Here is a 17,604-nt window from a genome sequence, read left to right as displayed (position 1 = left end):
TTCAGGGCAGGGACTGCCCGACGAGCTTGGTCCATAACCGTGGCTGGTAGGAGCACGGTCTTCCCAAGAAGCTCCCCCTTCAATTTGTGAAGCAAATAAGTGGCGAGTAGTTCACTTTTAGGAAATATGACATTTTCTTCGCTTTAGTTGTAAGGAAATCCAATAGTAAAAGAACGCTGATACTCCAGCGAGCAATACAAAATCCCGCTCGCAGGTGTTGTCATTGCAGGAGGAATCACGTACTCATCGATGACGAAGATGGGCAATCGTCTCATCAATACGCTAGAAGAAGGCGTCAACATGACGGAAGCAGAGTTTATTGAAAGTGTGGAAGCAGTCAAGCGTGAAAATCTTGAAATCATCGAAGCAGAATTTGTAGAAATTGATGAGGGATCACGTAATGACGGGGAAGTCATATAAGGAGATATTGTATGTTCTAGGAGGGGATCATTCATGAATCTAGACTTACACTACTTGATGTCGACCGAACGCTACGTACTCGACATGGAATCGTTTCAGATGAAGAATGAGGCGTATTATCCGTTAGAGTGGACGTTTTATGGAGCGGCGAATCCGACGATGCTCCTTACATGGGATGCCGAGCGCGACCGCATCCGAATTCGCTTCGAACAGTACGCCGTCTTTTTAGGGACACAAGAAGAGCACGGAATGAAAGAAGATGGGTTATGGAACGAGCATCCGATTGTAAAACTATCCGCATCACGCCTGATGTCATTCGCCAGTGAACGGATGGCGATTCATCCGGTGAACCGTAACCGTGGCGCGCTCGCGCATTATGTCATCCGTACGATCGAGCAGGAGTTTCATGTGTTGGCGTATGAAGACCCGACCGTAGAAAACCTAGGAAAAGTCGGGGACACAGGAGTACGTGTCGAAATCGTGAAAGAAGCCGAATAAAAACAACGTCGTCCCGACTCGGGGCGACGTTGTTTCGTTTACGGCACGTCAATTTTGACGGTATACACTTTCGGCATGGCGCTGCTTGACGCATACAAGACGAGCGTCTTCTCTTTTTCCGGGACGAGGAAGACCAAATCGATTTCAGATTTCTCGCCTGGTGTGTAAATGAATCCACCCCGAAATGCTTTCTTGTTATGGTTGACCATGTCGACCGGACTGTACTCTGTGCCATCTGGCGTGTACATGCGGAAACCGTTTGGTCGATAATCCATCGTGCCACCATACTGATCATCTTCATTAAAAAGAGAAATCGGTAGGCTGACGAATCGTTTGCCATCTTCCGGTTCGGTCCCATCCGGAGAAGCGTACACAGGTTCACCCACTTGGAACTCACGTTTCTTCATTTTTGGATCCCCGATAAACGTTTGGAACGTGCCGAGGTTCATGATTTTTTGAAGGTCATCTTCTTTCGGTGTGGTGGCTTTGGCTTCTTTTGGTTTATCTGATTTTAAATCAGCCTGTTTCGCACCCGTCGTCTGTGCGGTCGGTGCTGGTGTCGCTTTCGCCTCTTCCGTGACCGGTTTTACTTCTGGTGACGTGAAGACGAACAAGCTGATGATCCCAACGACGAGTGCCGTCGCCGTCGTCCCGAGGACGAAGCGGAATCGTTTCTCGACTTGCTTTTGGTTGACGACATGCCCACCAATCGCTTCAGCCGGTGTGATGCGTACGGCACGTTCAGCCGGAAGCAGTGCACCTAAGACCCCTGTCACGACCGGGATGAGGATGGTCGCAAACAAGAATGGTAGCTCTGACGTCGGGAACTGTTGATACATGATCGTGACGATGATGATGGTGAACGTCACACCGAGTAGTCCGGCGAAGAACCCGGTCAACGCACCTTCTGTCAAGACGAGACGACGGATGGACGTGTTCTGCCAACCGAGCGCTTTTAAAACGGCGAGTTGTGGTTTTCGTTCAGAGACGTTTTGCCACATGATCTCGGTCGTCGTCAGCATCGCAATGAGTAAGGCGACCCCCATGGCGACGTAATGCATCGTCCCGACTTCAAGTGCCACGAACTCTCCGATCCACGTCGTATACAAGACGCCTTGGAGGCGGAACGTGACGAACAAGAAGAAGCCGAACAGACTCGTCGGTAAGGCGATGGCGAGAATCGACAACAACGTCCGTGGCCAATACGTCACGAGTTGGTTCAAGCTCATGCCGACGCTCGAGCGAGAGCGGCCGAGACGTCGTCCTTTTGAGACTTCACCAGACTGCATCGTTTCATATGGCTTGATGCGACGGACGAGTCGAATCGGGATGAGTGTCCCGAGCCAGTAAATCAAGAGACCGGCTAGCCCGATCAATAAGATACGGGTAATCGAAGTCGAGCCGGCCGCCGTCCAAAGGAACGTTCCGAGAATCATCCACGAGATGAGCGCGACCATCGACCCGAGGATCGTGGCTTCTAAGAATAACAGTTTCGACAGCTGACTCGGCCGCCAACCGAGTGACAAGAGGATGGCAAACTCTTTCTTACGAGCGTACAGCATGATGATGTTCGAGCTGAACACGTACAGCATCGCGACGAGGATGACGCTCGCGACGACACCGGAGAAGCCGAGTTTCGCTTCTTGGAAAATCGTGATCGACGACCCGATTTTAATCCATGGCTGCTGAATCCAACCGAGCGAACTTTCTCCTTTTAAACCAGGGAGATAGGTGACGGCATATTGTGGAGATGAGCCGAGCGTGACGTCGGTGATGAGACCGGTCTTGTCTTCGATCTCCTTCGCGACCGCTTGGAGCTTCGCTTCGCTCTCTTCGTTCAAGACGTCCACGCCTTTCACATTGACGCGAATGGCCGAGATGGCCTTGTCACCGGCGATGGCGAACGCCGCATCGAGTGTCGTCAACATCGAAGGTGGCTTCGTCAAGAAGCTATACGGGTTATTCGTCGGTTTGACGGTCGTCGGTGGGTTGACCGGCTCATCCTTCGAGTTCATGACCCATTCGGCGCTTGCCGGGAAATACGTCTCCATCGGGAGTTCCGTCAACGGATCTTTTGACAACTTCAGTTTCGATGGGTCGAATAGTCCGACGTAGTTATATCTCACTTTCGGCGCATCGTTAATGTCTTCCGCGTATAAATTGGACTTGCGATACATACTTTCTTGGCCATACTTCACTTGACCCTCAGCGAGGAACGGCTTGATTTGATACGAATATGGCCAACGTTTCGGGAACGGGCTCGTCACGCCTTCATAGACGAGCGGTGATGCCTTCTCGGCAATCCACGTATATTCCATGGTAAGACGAGGATCTTGTGGCTGTGGTTTTCCTTCTAAAATATGTTTCGTGATGTTGTCGTGCATTTGTTGTGCTGTAAAGTCGTATGAGGCGACTTTTGTCCCTTTCAAGCTATCCAGGTATTCCTCTTTTCCGTTCTCTAAATACGTATTGATGAATTTTTCTGCGTCGCTCGTATCGGCATCGACTTCTTCGATGGTGTAGTTGATTGAGGCATCGACGTAGTCTTTTGTACTCATCAAAATCGGGATTGTCATGACTTCTTCATCGTAAGGCTCTGGGACATCCTCTTCATTGAAGTAACGACTGAACTCTGTCGCTTGTACGGCATCGTCTAACCCAACGAGTTTCGCTTCGGCGACCGGATCAATCCCGGCGAGCATGACATCGCTTCCGTAATCGAGTGGAAATTCTTCATACAGGGCGGTCGGACCGATGCCAATATGGGTAGTATCGCCGTTTGGCATCCAGCCGACCCAAAAGTAGGCTTTCAAGTCTTGGAAGTCATTGATTTTTTCAATGCCCGTATCGATGAGTGTGTTCATCTTGAGGCGATAGAGACCCGCTTTATCAAACGTATGCGTTTGGGTGAACGAGCTCGAATAAGTCGATCCGATCATGGCGATCGGTGCTGCGACATCGATGTCGGCAATCTGTTGGATTGTCTCGTACTGTTCGCGCGTGATCCCGCCTTCGAGTCCGCTCATATAGTTCGGCTCGAGCAAGTTCAAATCTTCCGTTACGCTCCGGCTGCCTTCTGGACGGACGACGATGTGATACGACGAGTCCCAACGCTTTTGTAGCTCGTTGACGACCGTTCCGTTATTCGCCTGCGTCACGCCGAGAAGATAGCTGAGCCCGGTACTGACGATGAGCATCCCGACCATGAGCAGGATGAACCGTTCTTTATTCCGCCACCATGAATTCCAAATGAACTTAAGCATGATGGACGTCGCTCATGGCGACGACCTGCCCGTCGCGCATCTCGATTTTTCGGTTGGCCCGGTCGGCGAGTTCCGGGTCATGGGTGACGAAGAGGACGCCACATCCGTTCTCGCGATTCAAGCGGATTAATAGATCAAAAATGACGTCCCCCGTGTGTGTATCGAGGTTCCCCGTCGGCTCATCTGCGAGGAGCCATTTCGGACGGTGGATGAGGGCGCGGGCGACGGCGACACGTTGTTGCTGACCGCCGGACAATTGGGACGGTAACGAATCGACCTTGTCAGCGAGACCGACCTCTTTCAACAGTTCGAGCGCACGGTCATGGACGTCGTAATCGACTTTTCGTCCGAAGAGCGGGGACATGATGTTCTCAAGCGCCGTCAGTGTCGGAATCAAGTGGAACTGTTGGAAGATGAAACCGATGTTCTCGAATCGGAAGTCCGCGAGTTGTTTCGCAGAGAGCGTAGAGATGGGTTCATCGTTGAAGAGCAACGTGCCTTCTGTCGGACGGTCGAGTGTACCAATCAGACTGAGGAGCGTTGATTTCCCAGACCCAGATGGTCCGATGATGGAGATGAAATCACCGTGTTCGAAGCGGAGGTTGATGTCCTGTAAGGCGACTGTTTTGACGTCACCCGTATCAAACCGTTTTGTTAAGTGTTCGCATGTAAAGTGATAGGCCATACCGTAAATTCTCTCCTTTAATTATGATATAGTGAAAATATGTAAGAGGACGTAATATTCTGACTATTTTAGATTATAGGAAAAAGATTCCAATGTATAGCTGTATTTTTTTCGAACGGGGAACGGGTATAGAAGAGTGAGGAGGAGAGAAGATGAAATCATTCGAAATTGAATTCCATTTAATCAATGAAGAAGTGCTGACGTATATGGTGGAGGCGGATACGCGATATGAGGCATTGGAGTCGATCTTTCAAGCGTTTCGACATGCGAGCGATGGATTCGTTCAGTTTGAGGACGAGTTGATTGTGATGTTGGATCATGTGGCGTATGTGAAGGCGTTTGAGGTGGTGGAGTAGGAGGTATCGAAAGTGAGATATAATAAGCTGGTGCGTGATCGAGTGCCTGAATTAATTCAGGCAGACGGGAGACGAGTTATTATTAAACATTTAAATCAAACAGAGAAGTTTGAAAATGCTAGATTGAAACTATACGAAGAGTTGAAAGAGTATGAAGATGCCAATATTGACGAAGAATGTTTGGAAGAATTGGTTGATATTTTAGAACTAGCGTATGCTCTTGGTAAGATGCACGGTGCCTCATTCGAAGAAATGGAATCGTTTCGAGCAAAAAAACGTGAGCAAAAGGGCGGATTTGAGAAAGGTCTGTTTTTGGAAGAGGTATTGGACTAATAAAAATCGCCTACAAATGAGTGAGAATTTGTAGGCAATTTTTATTAATTAAATGGAAGTTCATTGATTAAATCTTCGGTATTGAATTCTTTTTGTTCATATTTAAGCATTAAATCTAAGTAAGCATTTTGCGCCGACTCAGGGTCGGTTAAGAACATTTCTAACTCTTGATAAAGAGCATCTAATCCGCCAGCAGCGTATTCCTCGATAATATCATAGTTCTCGAGTGTCACATCTGACTCATCCTCAGAATCATTCTCGATTGAAAAACGTTCAAATGTATTTTCTAAATGCATGATCAATTTCATGAATTGCAAATCTTGTTCTGAAAAAATGCCAAGTAAAATTTCAGGACCGGGTTTTACTTTTTTTCTTCGTTCATTGCTATAACCGAACAATAATGCTGCCATGAAAGCATCTTTATAGGTTTCAAAAAGTTGAGCGTCTTCTTTTAACGCTGTATACATATGATCTTGTGTACTATCTCGACGCACGGAACGTTTTGCCATTACATTACCTCCATAATTTCCGTATATTCCCCAGTGCCTTCATTTGTATGGTTGAGTAATTTATATGATTTTCCAATCCGATGATTAATGGCTTCATCCACTTCTCCACGCCATTGTGAAGTAGATACAATCACAACAATTTGATCTGATAATTTTGGTAAATTTGTTGCAACGCGAGAACGATGGTCTGCATCGAGTGCTCCAAACGGAGAATCCATTACAAGTGGAAAAATATTTCCGAGTTTTAAATCTTCATCTAACGCGTGACCTTTTTCTTTGTCTTTGTACTCCCTAGTTAAATCTACAATAGCACCGATGAAAGCAAGACTTGTAATCTGTGATTCTCCCTGAGATAAACCAATACTTCCTCCGTTTACATCTGAAACGAGAAGTTCGTAATTATCAGTAAGTGAGATTGGATAGTCTTTTCGTAATAACTGAGAATAGGTTAGTTTGATTTTTTCTTCTAATTCGGTTTTTACTTGGGATTCTCTGAGCTTTAAAAGCCCAATCAAAGTGTTTTTCACTTTCGTAGCAGACTCTAGAGCAAGTTGAAGTTTTAATTGTCTTTCTTCTGCTTTAGTCAGTTTACTAACCTCTTTATTTAATAACTCTTCTTCTTTTGAAATTTCCTCAATTGATCGAAGTAAACTTTCTATAGCAGCCTCTGCTTTAACGATTGCAGTTCGAATCGAGGATTCTCTCTCGATTAAATTGGATGAATTTTCGATATTGCGTGAACTTGCTTTCATACGTTCCTCAATTTCTCGTAACTCGTCTTCCAATCCTCTAAGGTTTTCTCTCAATTCTTCACGTTCACTAACGAGTCGTCTGATTTCTGTGTAAAAATGAGTTCTAGCAACTTCCCAACCACTTAAGCGGAAATAAAGTTGATTCATTTCATTTTTTGAACTCGATAAATTTAAGACCTCTTGCTGAACTTTTTCTAATGAAGCAATTGATGTTGTCTCAAGTTCTTGTCCACACAAACATTTCCCTTTCGACATTAAAGAAGGAATCAAATCAGGATGAATCAATTTTTCAATTGAATCCTGGTCATTTGTAGATGCAATGCGCTGGAATCTTTTCATTGGTAAGGTTGAAAAAGCTAAGTGACTTGAGCGGGAAAGTAGGATTCTCAACTCATTTAATTTCTCATCAAATGCATTTTTCGTTTCTTTAATTGACTCAACTAAGTGATCACGTGTGACTTGAAAGGTTCTCGTTTCTTCACCGTTACGTAAAGCATTTTCAATACTTTTCAATTCACTTTGGGCAGCCGAAAGTTCTTGTCTTGTTTCAGTAAGTTGCTGTTTCTTCTTTATTTTTTCATCTTCAAGTTGATTTATGCGCAAGTACTTGTCGCTCAATTCACTCTTTACATTTTTAGATACTTCGTCGCGAAGTTTAATTATAGTTTTACTTAAATGTTCAATAGAGTTATCGAATAACTCCAATCCCATCATTCTCTTAATGGAATCACGAATTTCCGAATAAGCTTCTTTCTTTCCTAAATGGTCCATTCGTTCACCGTCAAAGAAGAAGAACGTATGCAATTTATACGGCAAAATGCGATTAATTTCGTATGAGATATCTCTAATTTTAGTAGATTGATTTGTAGCTACATTCCGTTTAGTCAATTCAACTTTTTGATTGATTGTTTTATTCTTTGGCAAATTAAGCATATTGTGCTCAGAATCAAACTTTGCGTATAACATACGACGTAGTTCGTATTCATAATCGTTATGTTCAAATTTAATTTGTACCGCTGTGATTAAGTCATTTTTATTGTTTGTGTTTTCTTGAACAGCTTTATTATTAAAAATAGACTCAGGATTCGGTAATTTTAGTTCTCGTCCATAAAATCCCCAAATCAAAGCTGTAAGTAATGCTGTTTTACCGCTTCCATTTTCACCGTGGATGACAGTAACATTTTTGCTTGATCCGTGTGCAAATTCAATCGTATTCTGCCCATAATATTGACGGAAGTTTTCAATGATTACTTGCTTGAGAATCATGTCAGATAAACTCCTTTTTGATTAATTTAGAAAATTCATCAGGTAATTGCGCAGCAGTGAATGAACCTTCTTTATCTAAATAGTCTTTTTCTAAGCGAATGATATTTTGTAGAATTTGTTGTTCTGTTTCGGATAACTCGCTTAACAGTGCATATACATCATTTTCGCTGTTTGAATGGTTTTGACTCATCATGTTCACCTCTCAATTGGTTATAGATCGACTAGATTAAATGCCTCTTTTATAGGATTTAAAACTTGTAGTGCTTGATAATGATTTTCAGATATTGATGCGAACTCATTTACCCTTTTTAACTCATTCATCAATAACCGGCGTTCAATATTAAATTCTTTGTCAGTTAGTAAATCAATTTCTGTCAAAGGACGTGGAATGACAATGTAATCATGAATATACGCATATTCTTTTCCAGGATGTTTACGTAAAATTCGTCCACGACGTTGAATGAACTCTTTTGGATTGGTTGTGCTAGCCAAAATATAAGCAGTCTCAGCAGAAGGAACATCTACTCCTTCATCTAGACATCGGATAGCAACAAGCGCTTGAATCGCGTTCTCTGAAAACTCTTTTAACAGAATCTGTCGAAGTTCTTTCGATTCAGTTGAGGTAAAAGTTTTCGCTGATATGTTCAAATCTTCGTTTAAAAATTGTGTAATATGATCTACATGACGTTGGTCCTCTATAGAATGGTCTCCGCAATACACTATAGTGTGGTCAAGAGTTTCTTGCATACTCAGTTGTTTCTTTAACAAAATATCTTTTTGCTGAGCTGAATTAATTAATCGAGCGCGCTTAATTAACAACATTTCAAGTAGCCCAGTAGTATTTCCGGTCGATTCAATTGATTGTTGGTCAGATAGATTAACCAATTTTGAAATTTTATTCGTAAGCTCATGATAAATTTCCAGTTCATCTTCTGTGAGGGAGACTAGGTGTGGGTAGTAATAATACTTTGTTAAAAACCCTTTTTTAATCGCTTCTTCCAAAGTAAACTTATATATTGACCCACCAAAATAATTTAATAACTGTTCGGTTCCGCTACCATCATGGTGTCGTATTGGAGTTGCACTAAGTGCTAATCGATTTTTAAAAGCTGTAGGAAGCGATTGAAGCGATTGCTTTGTACCTAAATTATGCGCCTCATCGGCAACAATCATCCCGCCATCCGTAATTCGATTAAGTTGAGCTTGGAAATTAGCATTTTTAAATGTGCTATTCGTAGTGATTACACACATAAAATTTTGTATTTTAAAATTATATTGAGTGATTTTTCCGGATAGAATTGATGTCCATTGAGATTTTGAACCATAGCATAGAACTGGATTCATCCCAAAGGATTCAGCATCCTTCGCCCATTGATCTACTAAATGTTGATAAGGACATAAAATGATGATTGCTAACCGATTCGTTTCTTCATACCGTTTTGTTATGGCTGTGAGAGCAGTTAATGTTTTTCCAGTACCCGTAGCCATCTCTAGTAAACCGCGGTAGTCGTTTTCAGACCACTTTTGTATAGCTTCCAATTGATAGTCTCGTGGAATGAACCATTTTGGTAAAGAAGGGAATAGAATTCTTGAATCCATATAATAGCTCCTTTATCATATATAGGAGTAGGTAAAACCTACCATATACCCTTATTATAGATATAATAAAGAATATAGTTAATAAAAAAGTTATCAAGGTGATTGAAAGGAATGAATAACATGGAATACTTTTTCTCATTTCTAAAACCAATTAATCCAAAAGCGGAAGAGTTGGCCCAGATTGTAGAAGATAAATATTATTCTAAAGAAACAGATTTTGCTCTTCTAAATGCCAGAAAAATGATTGAAGCAATCGTGAATGAATGGCTAGAAGTAAGTGGTTTGCAAAATACATACAACTTAAATGATAACATTCGTTTGTTACAGTCTGAAGAAATCATCGACCGCGAATTGGCTTCGGATCTTCATTACGTTCGAAGAAACGGAAACAGTGCTGCACATGAATTGTTCACTAAAGAGGCGCATGAAATTCTACCGAAAATCTGGTCGAGTTTATATAACATTGTTGAGTCTTATGTCCTTAGTTATGAAAACCCACCATCTATACCTAGATACGCTCCACCGACTCATCCAGCTGAAAAGAACAGTGATCGAGGGCATGATGATATTCTAAAAATCTTGGAAGCGCAACTAGAAGAAAAATTAAAAGCGCTCAGTTCTGCTTCAACAAAAGAAGATCCTATTGAAAAAAGAATCGTGGGAGAGAAAAAAGAAACAAATAAGCTATTTGATTTCTTACCTCAAATTGAAACAGATGGCGAAAGCTATTTGTATAACCTGATGTCAAGATTAAATGAATCTTCAAAAGAGGCGGTTGAAAGTGCAGAACTCCCATTGAGTTCATTAAAGCAGTATTTACACGTAGAACGCCCGATCGAAAAGAAATTAATTCAGATGCTTCAGCAACCTGCCCAAAAACGATTAACGCTATTAATTGGTAGTGTAGGGGATGGAAAATCGCATATTCTTTCACATCTTCAATCGGCAGAACCTGAACTGATGAATCGATATAAAAATAAAATTTGGAATGATGCGACAGAAAGTCTTTCTCCTCGTAAGACTGCAATGGAGACTTTACTTGAAAAATTAATTCCATTTTCCGATCAGCACCTGAATGAAGGTTCGGAAGAGTTTGTACTGGCGATCAACTTAGGGGTATTACATAAATTTTTATATGACTTCGTGAGTTCATTCGATAATCATTACACGTTCAATTCATTGATTTCATATATTGAGCAATCAGGTATTTTTGAGAATGAGATCTCCCAAGCAACGCAAAATGATCATTTTTCAATGGTCAGTTTCTCAGATTATCCAATGTATGAACTTACTAAAGGCGGAGTAGAATCGAATTTCTTAATGGGTATTCTATCAAAAATGTTCAATCAAAATGAAGAAAACCCATTTTATTTGGCCTATCAAGAAGATGTAAAGAGAGGGATCGATTCGATTATCCATCGCAATTTTTTACTTATGGGTAATCAACAAGTGAAACGCAACTTCGTAAACATCATCGCAAGTTCTCTTTTAAAAGAAAAAGCAGTTTTATCTATGCGCCAATTTTTTAACTTAATATACGAAATTATGATTCCAGGAAATTGGACAAATATTAGTAAACAAAAAATTGTACTTGAGACGTTACTTATACATGGCCTTCATCAAAAAATATTTACAGCTCAGAATGACTCACCTATATCAATCATGCTAAGAAATGAAGATCCGGTTGCTTCTCGTTCCAAAGAGATAGATGAAATCATTCTTCAAATCAATTTAGAGTCAGATGTGAGTGGATTTATCTCTAGATTTGACGAATTGACTCGTCAAACATATGAACTTGATCTATTAGATCGTGAATTGGTTAACGAGTACACACAATCATTACTAAGACTACTCTATTTGTCTAACCCGAGAGAAATGAACATTACACAGACAACGATTGAATCATTCTCAAAATATCTATTTGCTTATTACACTGGTCAAAAATATGAACTTAAAACTCTCTACGAGAAATTTGAGAATGCACTTATGTTATGGTTTGGATTTAAAAAAGATCAAAAAAATTATTTGTTTGATTCGAATGCAAAAATTTCAAAGCGTTATCGTATAGCAAAACCAGTTAGTTTTACATTGGATCCAATCAGTATGGCGATAAAAAATGAAGAGCAAGTGGTTCAATTTAGAAACTCCTTATTCATTCAATTTGTAGTGGGTGAGCGCAAACAAAGAATTAAGCTAGAAATCGATTATAAGATGTTCAGTTTAATTTCAAAAATAGATAAAGGATATCAACCTTCTAAGATTGATTTCGACGATGCCATTCGATTCAGTGAATTCGCAAATGCGATTCGTACACATAATACAAATAACGAAGAAGTGTTGATTTATGTTGTCCAAACTGGAGAAACCTTCGTTTTAAAACAAGAAGCAGATCCATTTAGTAATGAAGAAAAAATCGTATTTAGTAAAATGTAAGTTGTGAAAGCGGGTGTAAATAATGAGATTATTACCAGAGAAAATTTTCGATGAAAAACAAGTTATTGTCTTAGACAAAAGTCGGAAAAAAATAACGAAGCGACAAACTTCGAATTTTTATCAAATACTCCCTTTCACAACAGGAAAGAGCGATTCAATTAAAAACGCTCTTTCCGATTGGGAAAAGGAAATCGGTGCTTATTCTAGAAGACTTCTGAATGTAGAACTGTCAGCTAAGTCTTTCAATACGGATTATCTGTTAGAAGGTGTACTAGAGCGAGTCGAGAATCAACCTGAGCATGAAGATGAAATTCATACTTTCTTTAGTGAATTACTGTTACAACGGGATGGAGGGTTGAACGTTACTCATCCAAGTATGTTCATGTACATCCAAGGCAATCCTGCAACGAAAAAGAAGTTGGGTACTTTTCTAGCGGATTTGACGCAACATGCGTTAGATGAAGGAGAAATCGAAAAGATTAAACAGGTTTTTAAAGCAGGCCAAAATGAAACTCTGTTAGACAAGATGATTGTAAATTTATTACCGAGTCTAACGAACAAAGAATATAAAGCCGAGCATGCTCTTTATTCTTCATTACCAATAAAACTATTAGGAGAAGATTTTGTCTATTTAGCTGAGCATCCTCAATACTTTTTGAAAGAAATTAATAATTTATTAAAGTATTACCTACACTATATTGTTTCTCAAACAACAGTGAAAATTAATAACTTTGAGACGTCTAACTGGAACCATCCATCGAAAATGTACTACACAATTCATAACGAGACGACTGTTACTTCAAGAAGAAAAACGATGAACTCGGGGATGGGACTGTTGACGAGTGCGAGTGAAAATTTATTTGTTCATGAGTTGACGATGGCTCAGTTGAGTTGTAACTCTGTTAACCAATCATTAGAGAATGAGAAATCAAAAATCATGACATATGATGAAATTTTTCAACATTTCACTATGCTTAGTGATACAGATCAGGTTCAATTTTTGAAAGATATTGATTTGCAAACTGAACGAATTCTTACTTATGCAGGTTTAGAGAGCAATGTGAATGATAGTCAAACTTTCAACGAAGCAGTTAAACAACTATTCAATGCGATGAAACTGACGACTCCGAAAGAAGCGCAGTCTCGTTATGGAGATCATGCAAAAAATATTGCTAAATCGCACTTTACGAAGCGTCGTGGGCGTCTTGGATATGTATTGTCTCTGAACCAGGAGATGTTAATTCTGATGTGCGCTGTGAGTTGTAAAAATGACCGAATTACATTTGTAGAACTATTAGAAAGATTAAGTAAAAGAGGCATCAACTTTGATAACGAATCATCAACTGCCCTTTTACAACTACTAGAAAAAATTAATGTTATAGATAAGAAGAGCGATAGTGGGGAGGCGCAGTATGTCAAACCAATTTTATGAGTATGTAACGAAAAAAATAAATGGCCATTTTTTAGTAAACACGCCTAAGCCTGGAGATAAGTATTATTTGCAACTCGAAGAAGAGAGCCATGTTCAATATTTAAAGGAATATCTCGAGAAGGAAGCAAAAGATCAGGTTAAAGCTTTTGAATATAAATTAAACGGAGTTACTGAATATGAAACGTTTACGATTGACTATGGGACAAGTGAGTTAATCATTGCTACTCAAAGCGAAGGAATTCAACCTGACTTCTTCGTTAAACTTCGAAATTTAGTTAGTGAACAAGAAGCTGAAGGTTTAAATCGCTCATTGCTTGTTATTTATCACGGGCAACTTGATAGTATTGATGGTGGTGGAGCAAATCTTCAAAAAGAAGGGATGCCGTTAAATCCTCAAAAGATTTTAGAAGAACTTAAGCATGAATTGAAGCAAATATCGGACAATAAAGGTGCATTGGTTGAAGTGATTAATTTTCACTTGAAGGAAATCGAAGAAGAGTTCAACTCGTTTAAAGGGGTATCATTCTTTGATTTTGAAGAAATTCTTTCTCTCATGCAAAAAACAGAACTTTCAAAGAAAGATTTTCTAAAGTTAAGGTTCTTCCACGACCAGGAGCTTGATTCGTTTATCCAAACGTCATCCAAAAAAGAGATTCGTGAACGACTTCGTGAGAACCGAGATTTATATGAATTTGTACAAGAGAGTCATTTTAATGAAACGACTGAGGCGCAATTACCGAAAAAGTTTAACGAGCAAGGTGTCAATAAACTTAAACATGATCATTGGAATGAATTAACATTGCAAGAAGTAATTAAACTCAAAGCAGAAAAGAATAAAAAAGTATTTGAGCTTGATGAAGTTACAAAAGTTAATGAGCATTCCTCGGTAGTGGTTTGGGATCGGCCACATAAAATGACAAAGACAGGAAAACGCATACGTTACATTGCAATTTTTAATCCTTCTCATGAAAGAGAAATTAATCTAAAGTTTAAATATCTTATTGAGGGTAAGGGTGTTCGGAAAAGCTTAGAACAGTCGCAAGTCAAAATTGAGTATTGTAATCCTTTACTTGAAGTAACTTCAAATGTGAAGACAAACAATCTTTATTTGACACTAACTTCAAATCAAGTTCAAAATACTGCGCAATGTACTATAAAGTACAAAGTAAAAAATGAAAGTACATTATATTCAGAGCTAAATATTATGATTTTCCCATTCTCTAATGAAGTTCTTAAGGATTATGCGGGAACTTATGAAGTGAAGCGTTTAACTGGGAACGGTACTGAGTATTTGACACTAGGCAATAAAGAAGGTGAATTACGCTTAGGTGACGGCTCACAAGAACCAATTTATCAAGATCAAGCTCTCGTTAAAGTATCCGAGGAGCCTAATATTACGTATCATTTTGATCAGGATTTGTTTGAAGACGATCAGTTTATGCAGCTAGTTGTGGGAGAGTCGCAACCAATTAATATTAAATTAAGTGTCGATGCATCAAAACCGCATCCGATTCCGAATATACGGTTGTATAAAGAAAAACGTGAGAAGCGAGCATCAATTGTACTGAGTGCGGATGAGAAATTGATTTTGAAGAATCAAATTTACTATCCCCAAAACGAGTATAAAGAATTCTTGGACTACGAAATGGAATGGGTCAATCAAAGTATGCAAACTGCTGTTCTTTCGGCAGGCGTCCTCAGTCCTATTGAATTGGAGTTTAAAGCATATTATGAATTAAGAGAAGCGTATAATCTGTTCTTAAACCACTTCAAGATTAAAAAAACTGTACCCATGTTGGCTTACTGGGATGATGAATACAAACGAGTTGCTTTAAATTATGTTCAAGCGTATGTAAAAGCGATTGAATCGATTCAAGAAGCAGATCGATTGTTTGAAGTGGGGCATTCAATCTTAAAATTAGGTGTCTTATATAATCAAAAAGAGCAAATTGTTTACTTTACTCCATTCCATCCGATTAATGTTGCATTTCAATTAGAACTTAATACGCAACTTGGAGAAGAGGAAATCTCGGAAAGTGTACTGAAACGTCTACGAGCCGATGCATTAGCCCCATATCTATGGTTTGAAGGTAAAACTTACAAGGCAGAATCCCAATCAGATTTGCCAGAGTGGATGGTGTATCGAGTAAAAGAAGAGGTTGTCGTGGCTGAAGCGGACCGCTTTTTATCTGAAGTAGTCAAAGAAAAGCTAAATCAGTTTGTCGATCATTTTACGTCACTCTTTAATCAGACAAATCAAATCGCTAGAGCACCACTTTATTTAAATGTAATTGAAATTCGTAATGATGAGATGGTACTGAAAGGTATAGTTGAATGGATGTTCCGTCAATTAAAGAATAGTTATGAGAAAAATCGAGATATAGTAATCCCCGTAGAAGTGAAACTTTATTCTGATTCAGGTCGATATAGAAGTGCTTTCGATCGATTTGCTGCAAAAGATTTCATGGAAGATGACTGGGAACAGTTCGAATATCTGTACGCACTCATTCCGAAAAACTTCATTCTCTCCCCGCAAGAAGTAGCGGAGAAAATTCAGTCGCTGATTAATCACTACCACATTCAAAATAAATCTTCTAATGATTTTGAATATGCTCATATTAGTTTCTATAAGATGAGTGGTGAAGAACAAGTAATCACAGACAAAATGGAGTATATCAAGAGTGGTAATGCCATGAATGGTTTGTATTCGACACTTGCACCGACAGTCAAAGATGGTCAGTTTAGTATGGGGTTTGGTCTTCGAGGTTATGCAATTGAGGAAGAAGACTTGTTATTACGATGTGCCAAATCATTTAATGAATTGAACGTACACATGAAAGATAACGGGAGTAGCTCATTTGCACATGGCGTAACAGCACTAGCTAGTATTACAGATGCACGCGATAGTTATAAGTTACAAAATATCTATGAAAGTTCACACTGGGTTACATTAATCGAACCTACTGTCGACTTAGGCTATTTTTCTTCTAAGCAAGGAAACCCGGATAATGAATTAATTATCATTCATTATAATGATCAATCTTCTTCTTACCGATATGATGCTATTACGGTTACGAAGAAAACAGCACAATATCAGGCAGTGATTAAAGATTACTTGAATCATGAAAAACCGGATTTGAATACAGATGAGAGTATTAAAGAAATCATTCAAACGTTCAATGTGATCAACGGAGAATGGCTACTTTCAATGATTCAACAAGGTTTAAGTAATGAAACAGCTCGTAACGTGCATAAGAGTCGTGAAAAATTCAGCTTATTGGCAGCCGTTAAATATTCATTGGCGATGTTTTCAACCGATGATATTACTTGGGTCCCAATCTCTCTTGAGGAAATTTTACGAGTGGCGAAAGCAATTGGGTTAAACCACGCGAATTCACCTTTCACTGTGAAAGCGTTAGGTAAGTCAGGTAGTTACTCAGATGATTTACTGTTGATTGGGATGCAGGAAACGGACGGTAAGTTAAAAATGCACTTCTATCCAATTGAAGTAAAAATCGGTAGAAACTTGAGTAATGTCATAGATAAAGCTAGAAACCAAGTTGTTCGAACGAAAGCTCTCTTTGATTTAGAATTAGGTGTGGGGGAAGCAGAAACTACATTCTCTCAACAATACTATCGTATGTTCTTTGCACATCTTTTCTTAGCAAATGCTAAAAAACTATTTGAAGGAAAGTTGTGGAGCGAGAGAAAACAAAATTATGACTTTGAACAGGAAAGACTTTCCGTTATCGAAAGACTGATGAAGGGCGATTATGAAATTTCGAATGAATTAACCGAGTACTTTAATAAAGGTGTTGTCGTTTCATTTAGAACAGAAGAAACAACTTCGTCTATTGAACGCGTTGAAGACGATATTCTGTTGCTTAATTTACCAGAGCAGTATGGTATAAGTGGTGGATCGTATTCGATTGAAGAAATCCGACAATCTATTGTAGATGGGAAAAAGGATATTCCAAGAGAAGAAATGCTTGAATCCTTCAAAATTAATAATATTTGAACTTAAAACGACCGGCTTAAATTTAATTTAAGCCGGTCGT

General features: G+C 39.6%; 13 protein-coding genes. 7 read left to right on the top strand and 6 right to left on the bottom strand.

All coding sequences use genetic code 11. The features are described from left to right. The first annotated feature begins 249 nt into the window (after positions 1 to 249). Both KD909_RS10585 and KD909_RS10580 read left to right on the top strand, forming a co-directional pair. A complete protein-coding gene (locus KD909_RS10585) occupies positions 250 to 420 on the top strand; it encodes a hypothetical protein (RefSeq protein WP_211781531.1) in 171 nt (56 codons plus the stop codon). A 33-nt stretch (positions 421 to 453) separates the two neighbouring features. Beyond that, the gene (locus KD909_RS10580; protein WP_211781530.1) at positions 454 to 918 is read left to right on the top strand and encodes a hypothetical protein; all 465 of its coding nucleotides are present in this window, start codon (positions 454 to 456) and stop codon (positions 916 to 918) included. 38 nt (positions 919 to 956) lie between these two features. Here the strand turns inward: KD909_RS10580 and KD909_RS10575 are convergent, their stop codons facing one another. Then, complete coding sequence (locus KD909_RS10575; RefSeq protein ID WP_211781529.1) at positions 957 to 4,181, bottom strand: FtsX-like permease family protein; 3,225 nt, start codon at positions 4,179 to 4,181, stop codon at positions 957 to 959. Continuing rightward, positions 4,174 to 4,866 carry an ABC transporter ATP-binding protein gene (locus tag KD909_RS10570; RefSeq protein ID WP_211781528.1) on the bottom strand — a complete coding sequence of 231 codons (693 nt, stop codon included), beginning with the start codon at positions 4,864 to 4,866 and terminating at the stop codon, positions 4,174 to 4,176. The genes KD909_RS10575 and KD909_RS10570 overlap by 8 nt, the downstream gene beginning before the upstream one ends. A gap of 152 nt (positions 4,867 to 5,018) precedes the next feature. On the opposite strand from KD909_RS10570, the gene KD909_RS10565 reads away from it, so the two are divergent. After that, positions 5,019 to 5,222 (top strand): hypothetical protein, encoded by a 204-nt coding sequence (locus KD909_RS10565; protein ID WP_015881055.1) that lies wholly within the window; start codon positions 5,019 to 5,021, stop codon positions 5,220 to 5,222. Positions 5,223 to 5,234: 12 nt separating this feature from the next. Beyond that, entirely contained in the window at positions 5,235 to 5,555 is a 321-nt protein-coding gene (locus KD909_RS10560; RefSeq protein WP_211781527.1) for a nucleoside triphosphate pyrophosphohydrolase, read from the top strand. A gap of 44 nt (positions 5,556 to 5,599) precedes the next feature. Here the strand turns inward: KD909_RS10560 and KD909_RS10555 are convergent, their stop codons facing one another. From KD909_RS10555 to KD909_RS10540, 4 genes are read right to left on the bottom strand one after another with little or no spacing between them, the layout of a single operon-like run. Continuing rightward, a complete protein-coding gene (locus tag KD909_RS10555) occupies positions 5,600 to 6,064 on the bottom strand; it encodes a hypothetical protein (RefSeq protein WP_015881057.1) in 465 nt (154 codons plus the stop codon). Next, positions 6,064 to 8,082, bottom strand: coding sequence for an AAA family ATPase (locus KD909_RS10550; RefSeq protein ID WP_211781526.1), 2,019 nt, complete (start codon positions 8,080 to 8,082; stop codon positions 6,064 to 6,066). The genes KD909_RS10555 and KD909_RS10550 overlap by 1 nt, the downstream gene beginning before the upstream one ends. Before the next feature lies 1 nt (position 8,083). After that, positions 8,084 to 8,272 (bottom strand): hypothetical protein, encoded by a 189-nt coding sequence (locus KD909_RS10545; RefSeq protein ID WP_041917995.1) that lies wholly within the window; start codon positions 8,270 to 8,272, stop codon positions 8,084 to 8,086. 20 nt (positions 8,273 to 8,292) lie between these two features. After that, positions 8,293 to 9,681: a DNA phosphorothioation system restriction enzyme gene (locus tag KD909_RS10540; protein WP_211781525.1), complete on the bottom strand. Its 1,389-nt coding sequence runs from the start codon at positions 9,679 to 9,681 to the stop codon at positions 8,293 to 8,295. A gap of 111 nt (positions 9,682 to 9,792) precedes the next feature. Here KD909_RS10540 and dptF point away from each other — a divergent pair, with 111 nt between their 5' ends. The 3 genes from dptF to dptH are packed head-to-tail and all read left to right on the top strand — an operon-like array spanning position 9,793 to position 17,564. Continuing rightward, positions 9,793 to 12,114, top strand: a complete 2,322-nt coding sequence (gene dptF / locus KD909_RS10535; RefSeq protein ID WP_211781524.1) for a DNA phosphorothioation-dependent restriction protein DptF — start codon at positions 9,793 to 9,795, stop codon at positions 12,112 to 12,114. 22 nt (positions 12,115 to 12,136) lie between these two features. Beyond that, positions 12,137 to 13,546 carry a DNA phosphorothioation-dependent restriction protein DptG gene (gene dptG, locus KD909_RS10530; RefSeq protein WP_211781523.1) on the top strand — a complete coding sequence of 470 codons (1,410 nt, stop codon included), beginning with the start codon at positions 12,137 to 12,139 and terminating at the stop codon, positions 13,544 to 13,546. Then, complete coding sequence (dptH, locus tag KD909_RS10525) at positions 13,527 to 17,564, top strand: DNA phosphorothioation-dependent restriction protein DptH (RefSeq protein ID WP_211781522.1); 4,038 nt, start codon at positions 13,527 to 13,529, stop codon at positions 17,562 to 17,564. Before dptG ends, dptH begins: the two co-directional genes overlap by 20 nt. Positions 17,565 to 17,604: the final 40 nt, after the last annotated feature.

This window comes from Exiguobacterium sp. PFWT01, assembly GCF_018255795.1.
Classification (GTDB): domain Bacteria; phylum Bacillota; class Bacilli; order Exiguobacteriales; family Exiguobacteriaceae; genus Exiguobacterium.
This window is presented reverse-complemented; position numbering and strand designations above follow the sequence as displayed.